This window comes from Paenibacillus ehimensis NBRC 15659 (assembly GCF_004000785.1).
GTDB lineage: Bacteria > Bacillota > Bacilli > Paenibacillales > NBRC-103111 > Paenibacillus_G > Paenibacillus_G ehimensis.
In genome coordinates, this window is record NZ_BILX01000057.1 from 1 (window position 1) to 14,259 (window position 14,259).

General features: G+C 57.4%; 14 protein-coding genes. 6 read left to right on the plus strand and 8 right to left on the minus strand.

What is annotated here, in order from left to right; translation table 11 throughout:
* A partial coding sequence (locus tag PEH01S_RS24880) for a serine hydrolase domain-containing protein (protein WP_164828037.1) occupies positions 1-984 on the minus strand: 984 nt, incomplete at its 3' end.
* Between the two features lie 221 nt (positions 985-1,205).
* A complete protein-coding gene (locus tag PEH01S_RS35565) occupies positions 1,206-1,292 on the minus strand; it encodes a putative holin-like toxin (RefSeq protein WP_220388992.1) in 87 nt (28 codons plus the stop codon).
* Between the two features lie 284 nt (positions 1,293-1,576).
* On the opposite strand from PEH01S_RS35565, the gene PEH01S_RS24885 reads away from it, so the two are divergent.
* From PEH01S_RS24885 to PEH01S_RS24900, 4 genes are all read left to right on the plus strand, one after another.
* Positions 1,577-2,563 (plus strand): substrate-binding domain-containing protein, encoded by a 987-nt coding sequence (locus PEH01S_RS24885; protein ID WP_127488661.1) that lies wholly within the window; start codon positions 1,577-1,579, stop codon positions 2,561-2,563.
* Positions 2,560-4,014, plus strand: a complete 1,455-nt coding sequence (locus PEH01S_RS24890; RefSeq protein WP_127488663.1) for a sensor histidine kinase — start codon at positions 2,560-2,562, stop codon at positions 4,012-4,014. Before PEH01S_RS24885 ends, PEH01S_RS24890 begins: the two co-directional genes overlap by 4 nt.
* Positions 3,989-5,335 carry an AraC family transcriptional regulator gene (locus tag PEH01S_RS24895; protein ID WP_127488665.1) on the plus strand — a complete coding sequence of 449 codons (1,347 nt, stop codon included), beginning with the start codon at positions 3,989-3,991 and terminating at the stop codon, positions 5,333-5,335. Before PEH01S_RS24890 ends, PEH01S_RS24895 begins: the two co-directional genes overlap by 26 nt.
* Positions 5,336-5,552: 217 nt before the next feature.
* Positions 5,553-6,977 (plus strand): sugar porter family MFS transporter, encoded by a 1,425-nt coding sequence (locus PEH01S_RS24900; RefSeq protein WP_127488667.1) that lies wholly within the window; start codon positions 5,553-5,555, stop codon positions 6,975-6,977.
* Between the two features lie 100 nt (positions 6,978-7,077).
* Here the strand turns inward: PEH01S_RS24900 and PEH01S_RS24905 are convergent, their stop codons facing one another.
* The 5 genes from PEH01S_RS24905 to PEH01S_RS24925 are packed head-to-tail and all read right to left on the minus strand — an operon-like array spanning position 7,078 to position 11,908.
* A complete protein-coding gene (locus PEH01S_RS24905; protein ID WP_025849335.1) occupies positions 7,078-8,265 on the minus strand; it encodes an acetyl-CoA C-acetyltransferase in 1,188 nt (395 codons plus the stop codon).
* 39 nt (positions 8,266-8,304) lie between these two features.
* Positions 8,305-8,964, minus strand: a complete 660-nt coding sequence (locus PEH01S_RS24910; RefSeq protein WP_025849334.1) for a CoA transferase subunit B — start codon at positions 8,962-8,964, stop codon at positions 8,305-8,307.
* Between the two features lie 16 nt (positions 8,965-8,980).
* Positions 8,981-9,682, minus strand: a complete 702-nt coding sequence (locus PEH01S_RS24915; RefSeq protein ID WP_025849333.1) for a CoA transferase subunit A — start codon at positions 9,680-9,682, stop codon at positions 8,981-8,983.
* Positions 9,683-9,718: 36 nt separating this feature from the next.
* Entirely contained in the window at positions 9,719-10,504 is a 786-nt protein-coding gene (locus PEH01S_RS24920; protein ID WP_025849332.1) for a 3-hydroxybutyrate dehydrogenase, read from the minus strand.
* A gap of 24 nt (positions 10,505-10,528) precedes the next feature.
* Positions 10,529-11,908 (minus strand): GntP family permease, encoded by a 1,380-nt coding sequence (locus PEH01S_RS24925; RefSeq protein WP_127488669.1) that lies wholly within the window; start codon positions 11,906-11,908, stop codon positions 10,529-10,531.
* 232 nt (positions 11,909-12,140) lie between these two features.
* On the opposite strand from PEH01S_RS24925, the gene PEH01S_RS24930 reads away from it, so the two are divergent.
* Both PEH01S_RS24930 and PEH01S_RS24935 read left to right on the plus strand, forming a co-directional pair.
* Entirely contained in the window at positions 12,141-13,046 is a 906-nt protein-coding gene (locus tag PEH01S_RS24930; RefSeq protein WP_127488671.1) for a LysR family transcriptional regulator, read from the plus strand.
* Entirely contained in the window at positions 13,040-13,477 is a 438-nt protein-coding gene (locus tag PEH01S_RS24935; RefSeq protein WP_127488673.1) for a DUF6843 domain-containing protein, read from the plus strand. The genes PEH01S_RS24930 and PEH01S_RS24935 overlap by 7 nt, the downstream gene beginning before the upstream one ends.
* A gap of 74 nt (positions 13,478-13,551) precedes the next feature.
* On the opposite strand, the gene PEH01S_RS24940 is transcribed toward PEH01S_RS24935, so the two are convergent.
* Positions 13,552-14,253 (minus strand): MerR family DNA-binding transcriptional regulator, encoded by a 702-nt coding sequence (locus tag PEH01S_RS24940; protein ID WP_246063062.1) that lies wholly within the window; start codon positions 14,251-14,253, stop codon positions 13,552-13,554.
* Positions 14,254-14,259 lie beyond the last annotated feature (6 nt).

Consider the following 14,259-nt stretch of genomic DNA (forward strand, 5'->3'; position numbering starts at 1 on the left):
CACCCGGTCGAACCAGCCGGAGGCGGGCGGCTCCGCCGGCCGGCACAGCTCCTCCAGCGTAGAGGCGGCCAGCCCGAGCTTCTCGCCGCCCGTCGCGAACTCGCCGTAAATCTGCGCCATGGCCCGGGCCTCGCCGATTCCGTTGCCGGACGGGAACTCGATCGACAGCATATCCCGGTCGTTGAAGTTCGCATTGGCCACCAGCCGCTTGCGGTCCACCATGCTGCGGGAGGTGAGCGACCTCGGATTTAAAAATCCGGCGAACAGCGCCTTCGGGATTTCATGAAGATGAAACAATAAGTCCAAGGGGCTGTCAATTCCCCGCACCTTGGCGAGTCTCGAATCCGGCACCTCGTCCGGCAATCCGATGTAAAATTCCGCTTGCAGCGGCGCGCAAATTTCTTCCTGCAGCAGCCGTCCGAGGCTTCGGCCCCGGGGATCGGTCCGCCGCAGCAGCTCGCCGATAAACCAGCCGATCGTCCACGTATGATAGCCGTGCGCCGAGCCCGGCTCCCATTCCGGCTTCATCTCCGCCAAACGGCCTGCGACGTTCGCCGTATCCAAATCGGCGTACCGGCGAAGCTCCAGCCCGTCCAGCGCGCACAAGCCGGCCTGGTGGGACAGCAGCTGCCGGATCGTGATCCGCTCCTTCCCGTGCTTCCCGAATTCCGGCCAATACCGCGTCACCGGGTCGTCGTAACCGAACCAGCCCCGCGAATGGGCCACGGCGGCGCACAGCGCCGCGAATCCTTTCGTGCTGGAAAACACGGGAACCAGCGTATGCTCCTCCCACGGAATCCGCCTTCCCGGGTCCGCGTATCCTCCCCACAGGTCGACCACCTTCTCGCCTCTCCAATAGACGGCACACGCGGCGCCGGTTTCCCCAAGCCGTTCGAAATTGCGGACAAACGCTTCCCGTACGCCCTCAAAGCCCCGCTTAACCGTTCCGCCGATGAGGGCGGTTTTCTCTTTTGAGTGTCTCATGGTGATGTCGCCTCTTATTTAATTTATATGACTAAAATATAATTTATAGTCATATAAATTGCAATAAAAAAGCTTCTTACTGAAGCCTGTTCGAGAAAGCAGCTGTATCTTTTCTCAAAAAAGATGAGTCAGATCGGATGATCCAACTCATGCAATCAACTTGTAATTGGCGGATGTTTCTCAGTCAGTATGGTTTCACACCAAAACAAGAACCAAGCGGATTATTTCCTCTTTTCAATATAACCCAACAGTGTAATTATAAACATTCCGAACGCGAAGAGAACAGAAAGAGCCTGAAATAAATCCATTTAACAGCCTCCTCCTTTCGAAGAGCTGCTCCACCATCTTACAAGTTGTAATTTAAATTTAGCCCAAAATGGTTAAAATTGGTAGAACATTAAGAACTATTTTTGCACTTTTTGTTTCAACATTTTTCGCTAGCGAATGTTGGCTTGTCAGGGAATACTAGGCGCAAGCTTGACGAACCGTCGGGAATAAACGAGCTTGTAAATTCCGGGTAGTCCTACGTTTACTCCCGGGAAGCCGTCACGTATAATGAGCCTATATTTTACCGCGCAATAGGAGCGTCCGCATGTCAAACCGAAAATGGAATTTGGGACTTCTTCTCCTCTTTATCGTCTTTGCCTGCTTGCTGCTGCAATTTGTGTTCTCCACGCTGCGCATCAGGGAGCTGGTCCGGCCGCTGGAGTCCGGCCTCCCGGACGGAGACCGCCCCCGCCATATCGTCTTGATCCCTCAGGAGCTGGATAACCCGTACTGGCGGTCCATCGAGGAAGGCGCGCGGGAAGCGGCCCGGCAGTACGGCATGGAGCTGGACTATACCGGACCGTTCCGCATCAACCCGGCCGAACAGTCCAGGCTGCTGGAAAAAGCGATCGCGGCTAAAGCCGATGCGATTCTGCTACAGGGCATCGGCGATCCGCAGTACCGGGGACTGATCGACAAAGCGGCCGGCCGCGGCATTCCCGTGATCGCCGTCGATACGGACGAGCCGGGAAGCCGGCGATTGGCTTATGTCGGCACGGACAACATGGAAGCGGGAAAACGGATGGGCGAGCTTGTGGCGCAGGCGGCAGGAGGCTCCGGGACCATCGGCGTTCTGATCGGCAGCGAAGCGGGCAATCAACGGCTGCGGCTCGAAGGCTTCCGCTCCGTGGTCGGCCGTTATCCGAAGCTGAAGATCGCCGAGGTGCGCTCGTCGAACATTTCGCGCCTTCAAGCGGCCGAGCAGGCGGCAGCCATGCTGAACCGGCACCCGCAGATGAGTGATCTGGTCGGATTCAGCGCCTTGGACGGTCCGGGCATGCTGGAAGCCGCGGGACGCGTCCGGCCGCAAGGGCTGCGCATCTTTGCGTTCGACGACCTGCCGGAAACGACGGAAGGCGTCCGGCAGTGTAAAATAGCCTCCACGATCGTCCAGCAGCCGCGTCAAATGGGCTACGATGCCGTAGCGCTGCTGCACGATTATTTTCAAGGAAAAACGCCGCAGCCGCAGCACTATACCGATACGTCCGTGCTCGACCGCAGCGCCTTGGGGATCGGAGGAAGCTGCCCATGACGATCCGCACAAAGCTGCTGCTGTTTATTCCCCTGCTCGTGCTGCTCGTCAACTCGGTCACGTTCTTTTTATTCCAGAGCGGAAAGGTCGTGCAGCAGAGCTACGATCTGATGATGAACCGGATCCTGCTGTACAAGCAGTCCGCCCAAGCGGCGGAGGATCATCTTAAGACGCTCTACGGTTATTTGCTGAATCCGGGCGAAGACCGGAAAGCCGAGCTCGACCGGGAGCGGGCCAGGCTGCAGGAGCTGCGGTCCGCTCTTGCCGGGCACAGCGGCGCGTCGCCTCACACGTCCGAGCTGACCGGCTACCTCCATCTGCTCGATACGCAGATGGAGCAGGCGCTCGCCGCCCTGCCCGGCGCCGCTCCGGCCCTCTACGAGGAAGCGGAGACCACGACCCGGTTTATCCGCGAGCAAGAGCAGCATCTTGTCGATCTGGAGCTGAGCTCGTACCAGCCGGTCTACAAGCAAATCCAAGCGGAAAACGAGCGCATGAACCGGCTGGCCGTGGCCGTATTCGCCGTCAATACGCTGCTCAGCGTCGTGGTCGCCGTCTGGATCTCCCGCAGCATCACCGGACCGGTCAACCGGCTGGTCGAGATGGCCGGGCAAATTTCCCGGGGGAATTTGAATCCGGAGCCTCCGCCGCTGCAATCGGAGGATGAGCTGGGCATTTTGTCCGATGCCTTCAAGCGGATGCTGGCCGACCTCAAGCTGTTGATCGAGAAGGATAAGGAACGGCTGGAGATGGGCCGGCTGGTCAAGGAGCTGGAGCTTCAAGCGCTGCAAAGCCAGATTCATCCCCACTTTTTGTTCAATACGCTCAATGCGCTTTCCAAGCTGGCGCTGCTGGAAGGCGCGGAGCGGACTAGCGACTTGATCGTGTCGATGTCGAACCTGCTGCGCTACAATCTGCGCAAGCTGGACCGGCCGGTGACGCTGCGGGAGGAATTGGAGCACGTCCGGGAGTACGTGACGATCCAGCAGGCCCGCTTCCGCGACCGGTTCCGGTTCGAGACGGACATCGACGAGTCCGCCCTGCAGGAGCACGTCCCGGCGCTGACGCTTCAGCCCATCGTGGAGAATGCGTTCGTGCACGGCATCGAACGGATGGAGCAAGGCGCCGTGATCCGCCTGACGGTCCGGCGCGAGCCGGAGCATGTGCGTCTGGCCGTCTCGGACAACGGCCGCGGCATGAGCGGGGAAGTCCGGCAAGCGTTGCTGAAGCTGGAGGCCGATAACGGCGTAAGAGCCGAGCAAGACGCAGCAAAAAAGGAATCCACCGGGCTCGGAACGCGCAACGTGTTCAAGCGGCTGCAGCTGTTTTTCGGGCGCAGCGATCTGGTGGACATCGACAGCGAACCGGGGGAAGGAACGACGGTGACGATCCGGATTCCCCGCAGAAAGGAGGACGAGGCGGCGCATGTACCGGCTGATGATCGCAGATGATGAAGCGCTGGAGCGCGAAGGGCTGGAATGGATCATCCGGCGGGCGATGCCGGATACGTTCCGGGTCGTTCATGCCGAGAACGGACGGAGAGCCATTGAGCTGGCGGAGGAGCATCGTCCGCATATTATTTTGATGGATGTCAATATGCCCGGTATTCAAGGCTTGGCCGCTTTGCGTGAAATTAAGGAGCGGCTGCCCGATGCGAAGCTGGTCGTGGTCACGGCCTACGACTATTTTGCTTATGCCAAGGAAGCCTTGTCGCTTGGCGTGAAGGAGTATATAGTCAAGCCGGCCAAGCGGGAGCAAGTCGTCCGCATGCTGCAGCTGCTCGTAGAGGAGCTGGAACGGGAGAAGCGCAAACGGACGGAAGAATTGGAGCTCCGGGACAAAGTATCCCAACAGGTGCCTTTGATGGAAAACGAGCTGGCCTTGATGTTTATGGTCGACCAAGTGCTGGACGCCGGCGCCGGCCAATTGTCCGAATGGCTCGGCTTCCCTCTCGATCAAGGCTGCGCGATGGTCATTGCTTTTCCGGAGCTGGCTTTCATTCAGGACAAGAAAAAAATCTACGACCTCATCCGCAGCTTTGTCAAAGCGCAGGGAGAGCCTTGCATCGTCAGCTCGCTGATCGACCGCCATATGGCGATTTTCGTGCGGAAGCAGCCGGACGAAGCTTCGGAGACCGCATGGAAGAACAAAATCAGGCGGTGCGGAGAAAAGCTGTGCGAATTAACCGAGCGACAGCTTGAATTGGCCGTATCGGTCGGTATCGGGTCGGTCCGTAAGGATGCAGCAGGGCTGCGCACCTCGTATTTCGAGGCGGTCTTTGCCTCTACTTATTTCGAGCAGGGCGGAAAAGTTTGCCTCTTCGACGAGCTGAAAGAAGATAAGGCGGGCGTGATCCAGGAACCGGAAGCAAGGTCCGCCCACAGGGAAACGGCGCGGCAGTCCTACGTGATCTCGGCACTGCAGCGCATTCGGGAAGAGCGCGAGCGGCAGACGGTCACCGTCCTCGACAAAGCCAAAGGCTATATTCAAGAGCGGTTTGCCGAAGAGCTGTCGCTGGAGGAGGTGGCGGATTTCGTTCATCTGAATCCCCACTACTTCAGTAAAATTTTCAAGCAGCAGGTGGGCGAGACGTTTATCGATTTTGTGACGGGCCTGCGGATCGGCAGAGCCAAGGAACTGATGGCCTCGACGGATTTAAGCCTGAAGGAAGTATGCTTCGAGGTAGGGTATAAAGACCCGAATTACTTCAGCCGCGTGTTCAAAAAAGTGACCGGCGTCACGCCGACCGACTACCGGGGCCAAACGAAATAATCGAATCATTTGGAGGTCCATGCTCTCTTAAGGCATGGACTTTTTTGCGTTCCGAGAACAAGAAAATGCTAGCCCGCGCTGTGCGGCGTGTGAAGCAGGGGATTTCCGAATTAAATGCGGAAAGAGCACAAATAAGTGCGGGTAATAAAAGGTAAGACGCGCAGATTCGCGTGATATAATGAACCCACTTCCGGATTCACGGAAAGGAGAATGAATCATGAGTACCAATCCCAACACGCAAAACGGACAAGTCAGCATGAAGTTCGTCACGCTTGTTTCTATCGTCGCCGCTTTGGGCGGTTTATTGTTCGGTTTTGATACGGCCGTCGTTTCGGGCGCCATCGGTTTCATGAAACAGCGCTTCGACCTGAACGAGCTGGAGGTCGGCTGGGCCGTCTCCAGCCTGATTATCGGGTGTATTGCCGGGGCCGCCGTTTCCGGCATGCTGAGCGACAGATTCGGCCGAAAAAAAGTGCTGATTGCCGCGGCGGTGCTGTTCATCATCGGCTCGGCCGGCTCCGCTTTCCCGGACACGTTCACCGGCTATATTATTGCCCGGATGATTGGCGGAATCGGGATCGGCATCACCTCGACCTTGTGCCCGCTGTATAACGCGGAGATCGCGCCGGCCCGGTACCGCGGCCGTCTGGTGGCGCTGAACCAGTTTGCCACCGTGACCGGTATTTTCCTTGTCTACTTTGTCAATTCGGGCATTGCCGGCTACGGGGACGACGCATGGAATATCGCGACCGGCTGGCGCTGGATGTTCGGCGTCGGAGTGCTTCCCGGGCTGCTGTTTCTGGTGCTGCTGTTTTTCGTTCCGGAAAGCCCCCGCTGGCTGATCAAGCAGGGAAGGCCGGTCGAAGCGCTGCCGATCCTGCTCAAGATTCACGGCGACGATCCGGCCCGCCAGGAAGTGCTGGACATCAAGGAGTCGTTCAAGCAGGAAAACGCCTCGCTCCGCCAGCTGTTCAGCCCCGGACTGCGCACCGCCTTGCTCGTTGGCGTGGTGCTTGCCGTGCTGCAGCAGGTGACGGGAATTAACGCCATCATGTATTATGCCCCGGAAATTTTCAAAGAAGCCGGAGCGGGGACGAACGCTTCGCTGGTCCAGACGATCTTGGTCGGACTGATCAACTTCCTGTTCACGATTCTGGCCCTGTGGCTGATCGATAAAGCGGGGCGCAAAGCGCTGCTGCTGGTCGGTTCGGCGTTGATGACCGTCTCCCTTCTGGTCATCGGTATCGCTTTCCATAGCGGGCAGACGTTGGGTCCGCTGGTGCTCGTCTCGATATTGGTCTATGTCGCCGCCTTCGCCATCTCGCTCGGTCCGGTCGTCTGGGTGCTGCTGTCCGAAATTTTCCCGAACCGCATCCGCGGCCGGGCGACAGCCATCGCTTCCATGTCGCTCTGGGCGGCCGATTATATCGTCTCCCAATCGTTTCCTCCGATGCTGAATACCGCGGGACCGGCGATGACCTTCTGGATTTTCGGCGTACTGTCGCTCGTTACGTTCCTGTTTACCTGGCGCGTCGTGCCCGAGACGAAAGGAAAATCGCTGGAGGAAATCGAAGCCGTCTGGTCAGCCAAAGCGAAAGCCGAACCGGGCGACCAACCCGCTCTGGCTCCAGCGGTCGATTGAACCGGTTTTGCCCAAACAATCACATCCTACGAAAAAGAGGAGCCGCTCCCTGTGCGCTCCTCTTTTTACGCTATAACGCCGCCCCATACCTTGTTAGCCGTTACGCCTCCCGCTCCACCAGCATCGCAACCCCTTGCCCTCCGCCGATACACAGCGCCGCGAGGCCGAGCTTTCCGCCGCGCTTGCCCAGCTCATGGAGCAGCGTGACGAGCACGCGGGCGCCGCTGGCTCCGATCGGATGGCCGAGCGCGATGGCGCCGCCGTTCACGTTCAGCTTCTCCCGCGGCACGCCGAGGTCCCGTCCGACCGCAAGCGATTGGGCGGCGAACGCTTCGTTCAGCTCCAGCAGGTCGATATCGTCCATCGACACGCCGGTTTTGCCAAGCAGCTTGCGGACCGCATCGACAGGCCCCAGTCCCATGACCGAAGGGTCCAACGCCGCGTGCGCATAGCCTTTAATCCTTGCCAGCGGCTTCAATCCGAGCTGCGCTGCCCGAGCCGCCGACATGACGACCAGCGCTGCCGCTCCGTCGTTGATGCCCGACGCGTTCCCGGCGGTCACGGTGCCGTCCTTGCGGAACGAAGGGCGAAGCTTGGCGAGCGTCTCCGCTGTCGTGCCGTAGCGCGGATGCTCGTCGGTATCGAAGACGACGGGATCGCCTTTTCGCTGCGGAATCGACACGGGAACGATCTCGTCCCGAAAACGTCCCGACTGGATCGCCTGCTCCGCCTTCTGCTGACTCCAAGCGGCAAATTCATCCTGCTCCGCACGGGTAAGCCCGTACCGGTCCGCGATATTTTCGGCCGTGATCCCCATATGGATATCGCACATGGCGCACCACAGCCCGTCCCGGACCATCGAATCGACCAGCTTTCCGTCGCCCATACGTAAACCCGAACGGGCGCCTTCCAGCAAGTACGGCGCTTGGCTCATATTTTCCATGCCGCCCGCCACGACGATGTCCGCATCGCCCAGCCGCACGCTTTGCGCCGCCAGCATGACGGCCTTGAGGCCGGAGCCGCATACCTTGTTCACCGTCACCGCAGGCACCGCATGGGAAAAGCCGCCTTTCAGCCACGCTTGGCGTGCCGGATTTTGTCCGAGCCCCGCCTGGAGCACGTTGCCCATGATCACCTCGTCGACCTGATCCTCGCTGACGCCCGCCCGCTCCAACGCGTCCTTGATCACGAGGCTGCCAAGCTCCGTGGCGGGAATGCCCGACAGCGCCCCTTGAAACCCGCCGATCGCGGTACGGACGGCGCTTACGATCACCACATCGTTGTTCATGTGAACCTCCTTCAAGCTTTATTCAAACGATATTTCGAATCAATTGCCCAGCTTCTCCGCCAGCCGGGGATCGACCGTAAACGAAGCCTCCGTCTTCGCGCGCACCTCATCCAACGCTGCGCCTTCCAGCAATTCGACCAGCACCATCCCCTGATCGGTAAAGTCGAAGACGGCGAGGTCCGTAATGAGCCGGTGTACGACGCCTTGGCCTGTCAACGGGAGTGTACACTCCTTTTTCACTTTCGCTTCCCCGTGCTTGTTGACATGCTCCATAATGACGACGATCCGCTTGGCTCCGTTTACCAGATCCATCGCGCCGCCCATGCCTTTGACCATTTTGCCGGGAATCATCCAGTTGGCCAGATCGCCCGCTTCGGACACCTCCATCCCGCCCAAAATCGCCAGATCGATATGGCCGCCGCGAATCATCGCGAACGATTCTGCGCTGTCGAAGTACGATGCGCCCGGAATCGCCGTGACCGTTTCTTTCCCTGCATTGATCAAATCCGGATCTTCCTCGCCCTGCTTCGGATAAGGTCCGATCCCCAGCAGCCCGTTCTCCGAGTGCAGCATTACATTCAGGTCGGCCGAAATTTCGTCGGCGACCAGCGTCGGCATCCCGATGCCCAAATTCACATACATGCCGTCTCGAATTTCCTGAACGGCCCGTTTTACAATTCTGGTTCGGCTATCGCTCATGTGGAACCCTCCTCTTTTACACACTGCGGACCGTTAACCGCTCGATCCGTTTCTCGTAGCTTCCGCCCCGTACGACGCGCTGCACGTAAATGCCCGGCGTATGAATCTCGTCCGGGTCCAGCTCCCCGACGCCTACGATTTCTTCCGCTTCCGCAATCGTAATTTTGCCTGCCGCAGCGGCCATCGGATTGAAGTTGCGGGACGTCTTGCGGAAGACGAGATTCCCCATCGGATCGGCCTTCCAAGCCTTGACCAAGGCAAAATCCCCGACAATCGCCCGCTCCAGCAGGTACGTCCGCCCGTCGAACGTCTTGTGCTCTTTGCCTTCCGCAACCGGAGTCCCGACCCCGGTCGCCGTGTAAAAGCCCGGAATCCCCGCGCCCCCTGCCCGGATCCGTTCCGCCAGCGAGCCCTGCGGCACCAGCTCGACCTCCAGCTCGCCGCTCAAGAACTGCTTCTCGAACGTTTTGTTCTCCCCCACGTAGGAGGACACCATTTTCTTGATTTGCCGGTTGGCCAGCAGCAGCCCCAGCCCCCAGTCGTCGACGCCGCAGTTATTGCTGACGACGGTCAAATCCTTCGTCCCCTGCTCCTTCAATGCCGCGATCAGATGCTCGGGAATGCCGCACAGCCCGAAGCCGCCGACGATCAGCACGGCTCCGTCCTGAATATCCCGTACGGCTTCCGCCATGGAGTCCATCAATTTACTTGTGCCCATGTCCTCTCCTCCTCTAAAAATCAGGTGAATTATGGTTTATTGCGCGGTATAACCTCCGTCGATAAGCAGCGACGCCCCGGTGACACCTTTCATTTTGTCGCTGGCGATCAGCATCGCGAACTCGGCGATTTCTTCGACCGACAGCAGCCGTTTCTGCGGGACGAGCGGATAAATGACCTCTTCCAGCACCCGCTCCAGCGGCACCTGACGGGTTTTCGCCAAGTCGTTCAGCTGACCGCGAACGAGCGGCGTATCGACGTAGCCCGGGCACAGCGCATTGACGGTAATGCCGTGCGCCGCCCCTTCCAGGGCCGCGACCTTCGTGAGGCCGATCAGCCCGTGCTTGGCGCTGTTATAAGCGGCTTTGCCCGCGAAGCCGATCACTCCGTTGATGGAGGCCATGTTGATGATGCGGCCCCAGCCCTGTTCTTTCATGATCGGAAACGCGTGCTTGATCCCGATAAAAGCGCCGGTCAGCATCACCTTCAGCATGAAGTCGAACTTCTCCACCGGAAAATCCTCGATCGGCGCGACATGCTGCAAGCCCGCATTGTTGACCAGAATATCCAGTCTCCCGTAAGTCCCGCGGGCCGCTTCGACCGCAGCGGCAAAATCGCTCTCCTGCGTCACGTCGAGCCTCACGCCCATCGCTTCATAGCCCGCGCTCCGCAGCTCTTCCGCCGCGCTTTCCGCTTTGTCCCCATGCATGTCGGAGACGACCACGCGGGCCCCTTCCTTCGCAAAGGTGCGGGCCATTTCCAGGCCGATGCCGCTGGCGGCCCCCGTAATTAATGCGACTTTATTCGTTAAGAAATTTCCCATAGTCCATCCCTCCGCTGGTACTTATTAAATGAACGAGAAGATCACGGCCAAAATCAACACGGTCAACGTCTTCAGCACGGTAACCGCAAAAATGTCCTTGTACGATTGGCGGTGCGTCAAGCCGGTAATCGCCAGCAGCGTGATAACCGCGCCGTTATGAGGCAGCGTATCCATGCCCCCGGAGGCCATCGAAGCGATCCGGTGCAGCAGCTCCGGGCTGATGCCCGCCGCTTGGGCCGCGGCCAGGTACGTTTTGCCCATCACTTCAAGCGCAATGGACAGTCCGCCGGAGGCCGAGCCGGTCACGCCCGCGAGGATGTTCACCGATATCGCTTCGGAGATGAGCGGCTGCGAGCTAAGCCCCATAATCCAGTTCTGAATCAATTTAAAGCCGGGCAGCGTTTTGACCACGTTCCCGAAGCCGACCTCCGAGGCGGTATTGAAAATCGCCAGCAGCGACCCCATCGCCGCCGCCGTCAGTCCCGCGGCCAGCTTGCTCTGCACTTGGCGAAGATTAATGCATAAGGCGCTGACGATACCGATACACAAAGCGATAATGAGCGCCCAGGAAGATGCAACCGTTTTCACATTGGCGATATTAAATGACTTCAGAAGCTCCGCGTTGTACCATGTCGTCACGTCCAAAAAGCCGCGGCTGAGCAAATAATTGAAAACGAGCACGAGCAGCAGCGGCATCACGGAGATCCACAGGCTCGGATACGTCTGATTTTCCAGCAGCTCCGGCTCGTTCTTATGATCCGTTCCGTATCCTTCCCCGGCGGCTTCGGCCTGCTTGCGCCGGCGTTCCAGCCACCAGAGCCCTCCGAAAAACACCATCAGACTGCCGACGATCCCGACGATCGGCGCGGCATAAGCATCCGTCCCGAAATAGCTGGTCGGAATAATATTTTGAATTTGCGGCGTGCCCGGCAGCGCGTCCATCGTAAACGTAAACGCGCCAAGCGCGATCGTCCCCGGAATTAACCGTTTCGGCACGTTCGCTTCCCGGAAAATCGCCACGGCAAACGGATACACCGCAAACGCGACCACGAATAACGATACGCCGCCGTACGTCAGCACCGCACAGGCCAGAATGACGGACAGAATCGCCCGCTTCGAGCCGAGCGCCCGCACGATGGACTGCGCAATGGAGGCCGCCGCCCCGTTCATTTCCATCACTTTACCGAAAATAGCCCCCAGCAGGAAAATGGGGAAAAAGTTTTTTACATAGTTGGCCGCGTTCGTCATATAAGTTTCCGTATAGCTGGGCATGAGCGCATTGCCCGAGATGACGACGGCCAGCAAGGTGAAAATCGGAGCAAATACAATGACCGGATAGCCCCGGTAAGCAAAAAACATAAGCAGTCCCAAGGCGAATACAATGGCCAGAACTTCGATGATCATCTCGCGCTTCTCCTCTTTTCTCTCTAAGATGAATACATTGCAAACCCTTCCAAAGATAGCGATTACAAAACCAGGAGCACCGGTTTGCCGAAGCTGTTTTGTTCTGGAAATTTTGCATCCCGAAATTGGAAGTTCTCGCGGCTATTCCAGTTTACAATGGGGAACGTCACGAGGTAAAATTCATACATCGAATAGCAACGATGCCAAAAAATTATGGGTGGGGATGAGTTTTTTGGATTTGCGGAATTTGACTTATCTTCTTGAGGTCGCCAAGCTGCAAAACTTCACCAAAGCCGCGGAAGCGCTTCATATGACGCAGCCGACGTTAAGCAAGCTGGTCCGGAGCATGGAGGAAGAGCTGGGCGTTACGTTGTTCGACCGTTCGGGCAAGCAGGTCAAATTAACCGATGCGGGCAGCGCGGCGATCCAGCAAATCCATCACATCCTTCAAGCGGTGAACGACCTGTATATTACGCTGGACGATGTTTCCCAGCTCAAGACCGGAACGCTTACGATCGGACTGCCTCCCGTGATCAGCTCCGTTTTTTTCCCGCGCGTCGTCGCACCGTTTCAGAAGCTGTATCCCCGTCTCCAATTCGAGATGGTCGAAGAAGGCGCCAAAAACGTCGAGCAGCTCGTCCTGAACGGATCGATCGATCTGGGCGTCGTCATTTCTCCCGACGAAGAAGCCGGCTTCGGGACAATGCCCTTTATCCGGCAGCAATTGGCGCTGGTGCTCCATCGGTCGCACCCGCTGGCCGAGCGTCCCCCCGTGAAGCTGGCCGATCTGAGCCGGGAGCCGTTCCTCATGTTTGCCAAAGGCTTCGGTGTCCGCCATCATGTGCTCGAAGCGTGCCACCAGGCCGGCTTTCACCCGCTCATCGCGCACGAAAGCTCCCAATGGGACTTGCTTGTGGAGATGGTCGCCGCCGAACTGGGCGTGGCCCTGCTGCCCGAAGCGATCTGCTCCAAGGTCGTGAACCCGGACGTCCGGGTGCTGCCGATGACGAATCCTGCGATTCCGTGGAATCTCGTCGTCATTTGGAACAAAGAGCGGTACGTTTCCTACGCGATGCGCGAATTTCTCCGGTTCGTCGAGCAGACTTCCGGCCCGGCTGGCGGTGAGCCCTTGTGCTAAAAAAATTATATGTGCTATATCTTGTTGTCTTTTTGGGAATCTCCATTGCTGCATTTGTTATCGGAAATTACGGAATTCATGATCAGAAAAGTCACATTTATCTATTGCCGGATGGTTACACGGGATGGGTCGAAATTAGATATGAGCAGGAAGGCAGCCCTCCGCTGATTCGCGAGGGGAAGGAATATGTTCATCTCATTCCTCGCACGGGGGTTCTGAATACGTCAGATTCGCCAACCTCGGGAGGAATGGAATTTTATTATCTTGACGAGCAAGGGAAGCGTAATAAAATCGGACTTGAGATGATCCGCACCCAAGCCATGAAAACAAAAGACGTTCTAACCTCAAAAGGTATCCAGGAACAAGTCTCGGTCAATGTTTTTTTCGTTGGTACGGGACAGCAGTGGAACGATGCGAAGAGCCGCAATTGAAACGCGCTAAACCAAATCATGGGGTCGCCGCGGATGCAATCGGGTGACCCCATTAACGTTTGATTCCGTCCGAGTTAGACCGGTGCTTTTGTCAATTGAATTAATTTGTGTAAACAAGATATCCCGCACATTTGGGACTCAATCCTCTTATCTTGGTAAGTTCGGATTTTCTCAGCTATCTTCATGAGCATCTGCAGATCCGTATGTTCGGCAGTGGCGATTGATTGTTTAAATTTTACGGTTTCCTCTGAATAAACGGAGTTTTGAAGCACTTGGATCAACCTGACCTTTAGCAGATGAGCTCCATCGTAACAACGATAACGGTTTTGAGGGTCTCGGTACACCGTTACATAACCTGCTTGCTCCCAGTAGCGAATCGTCGATTTAGGTACATGAGTCAGCTCAGATACTTCATGGATGGTGAAGCGTTCCTTTGTATATGGAGCCGCATTTTCGTTCACTTGTAGTCGAATATCCTCGATCAACTTCTCTAATTTCTCCTTGTCCTCGTATGAAGCGACTTCCTTTTCCCTAATGACCCACAAAGCATCATGCGTCTTGTCCTGCCGAAGATAATGAAGCACTTCGGTTGTCACTTCCATCCCAAATGCCGGGGCCATGGCTTGAATACATGCCAAGTATGTTGCATGCAGGTCCGTATAAATACGATAGCCATTGACGGATCGTTCTGCTGGAGGAATGAGGCCTTTGGCCTCGTAATTCCGTAAGGTGCTGGCGCTAATCATGAATGTGGCCGCCATTTTTTTTGGACGCATTGTCAA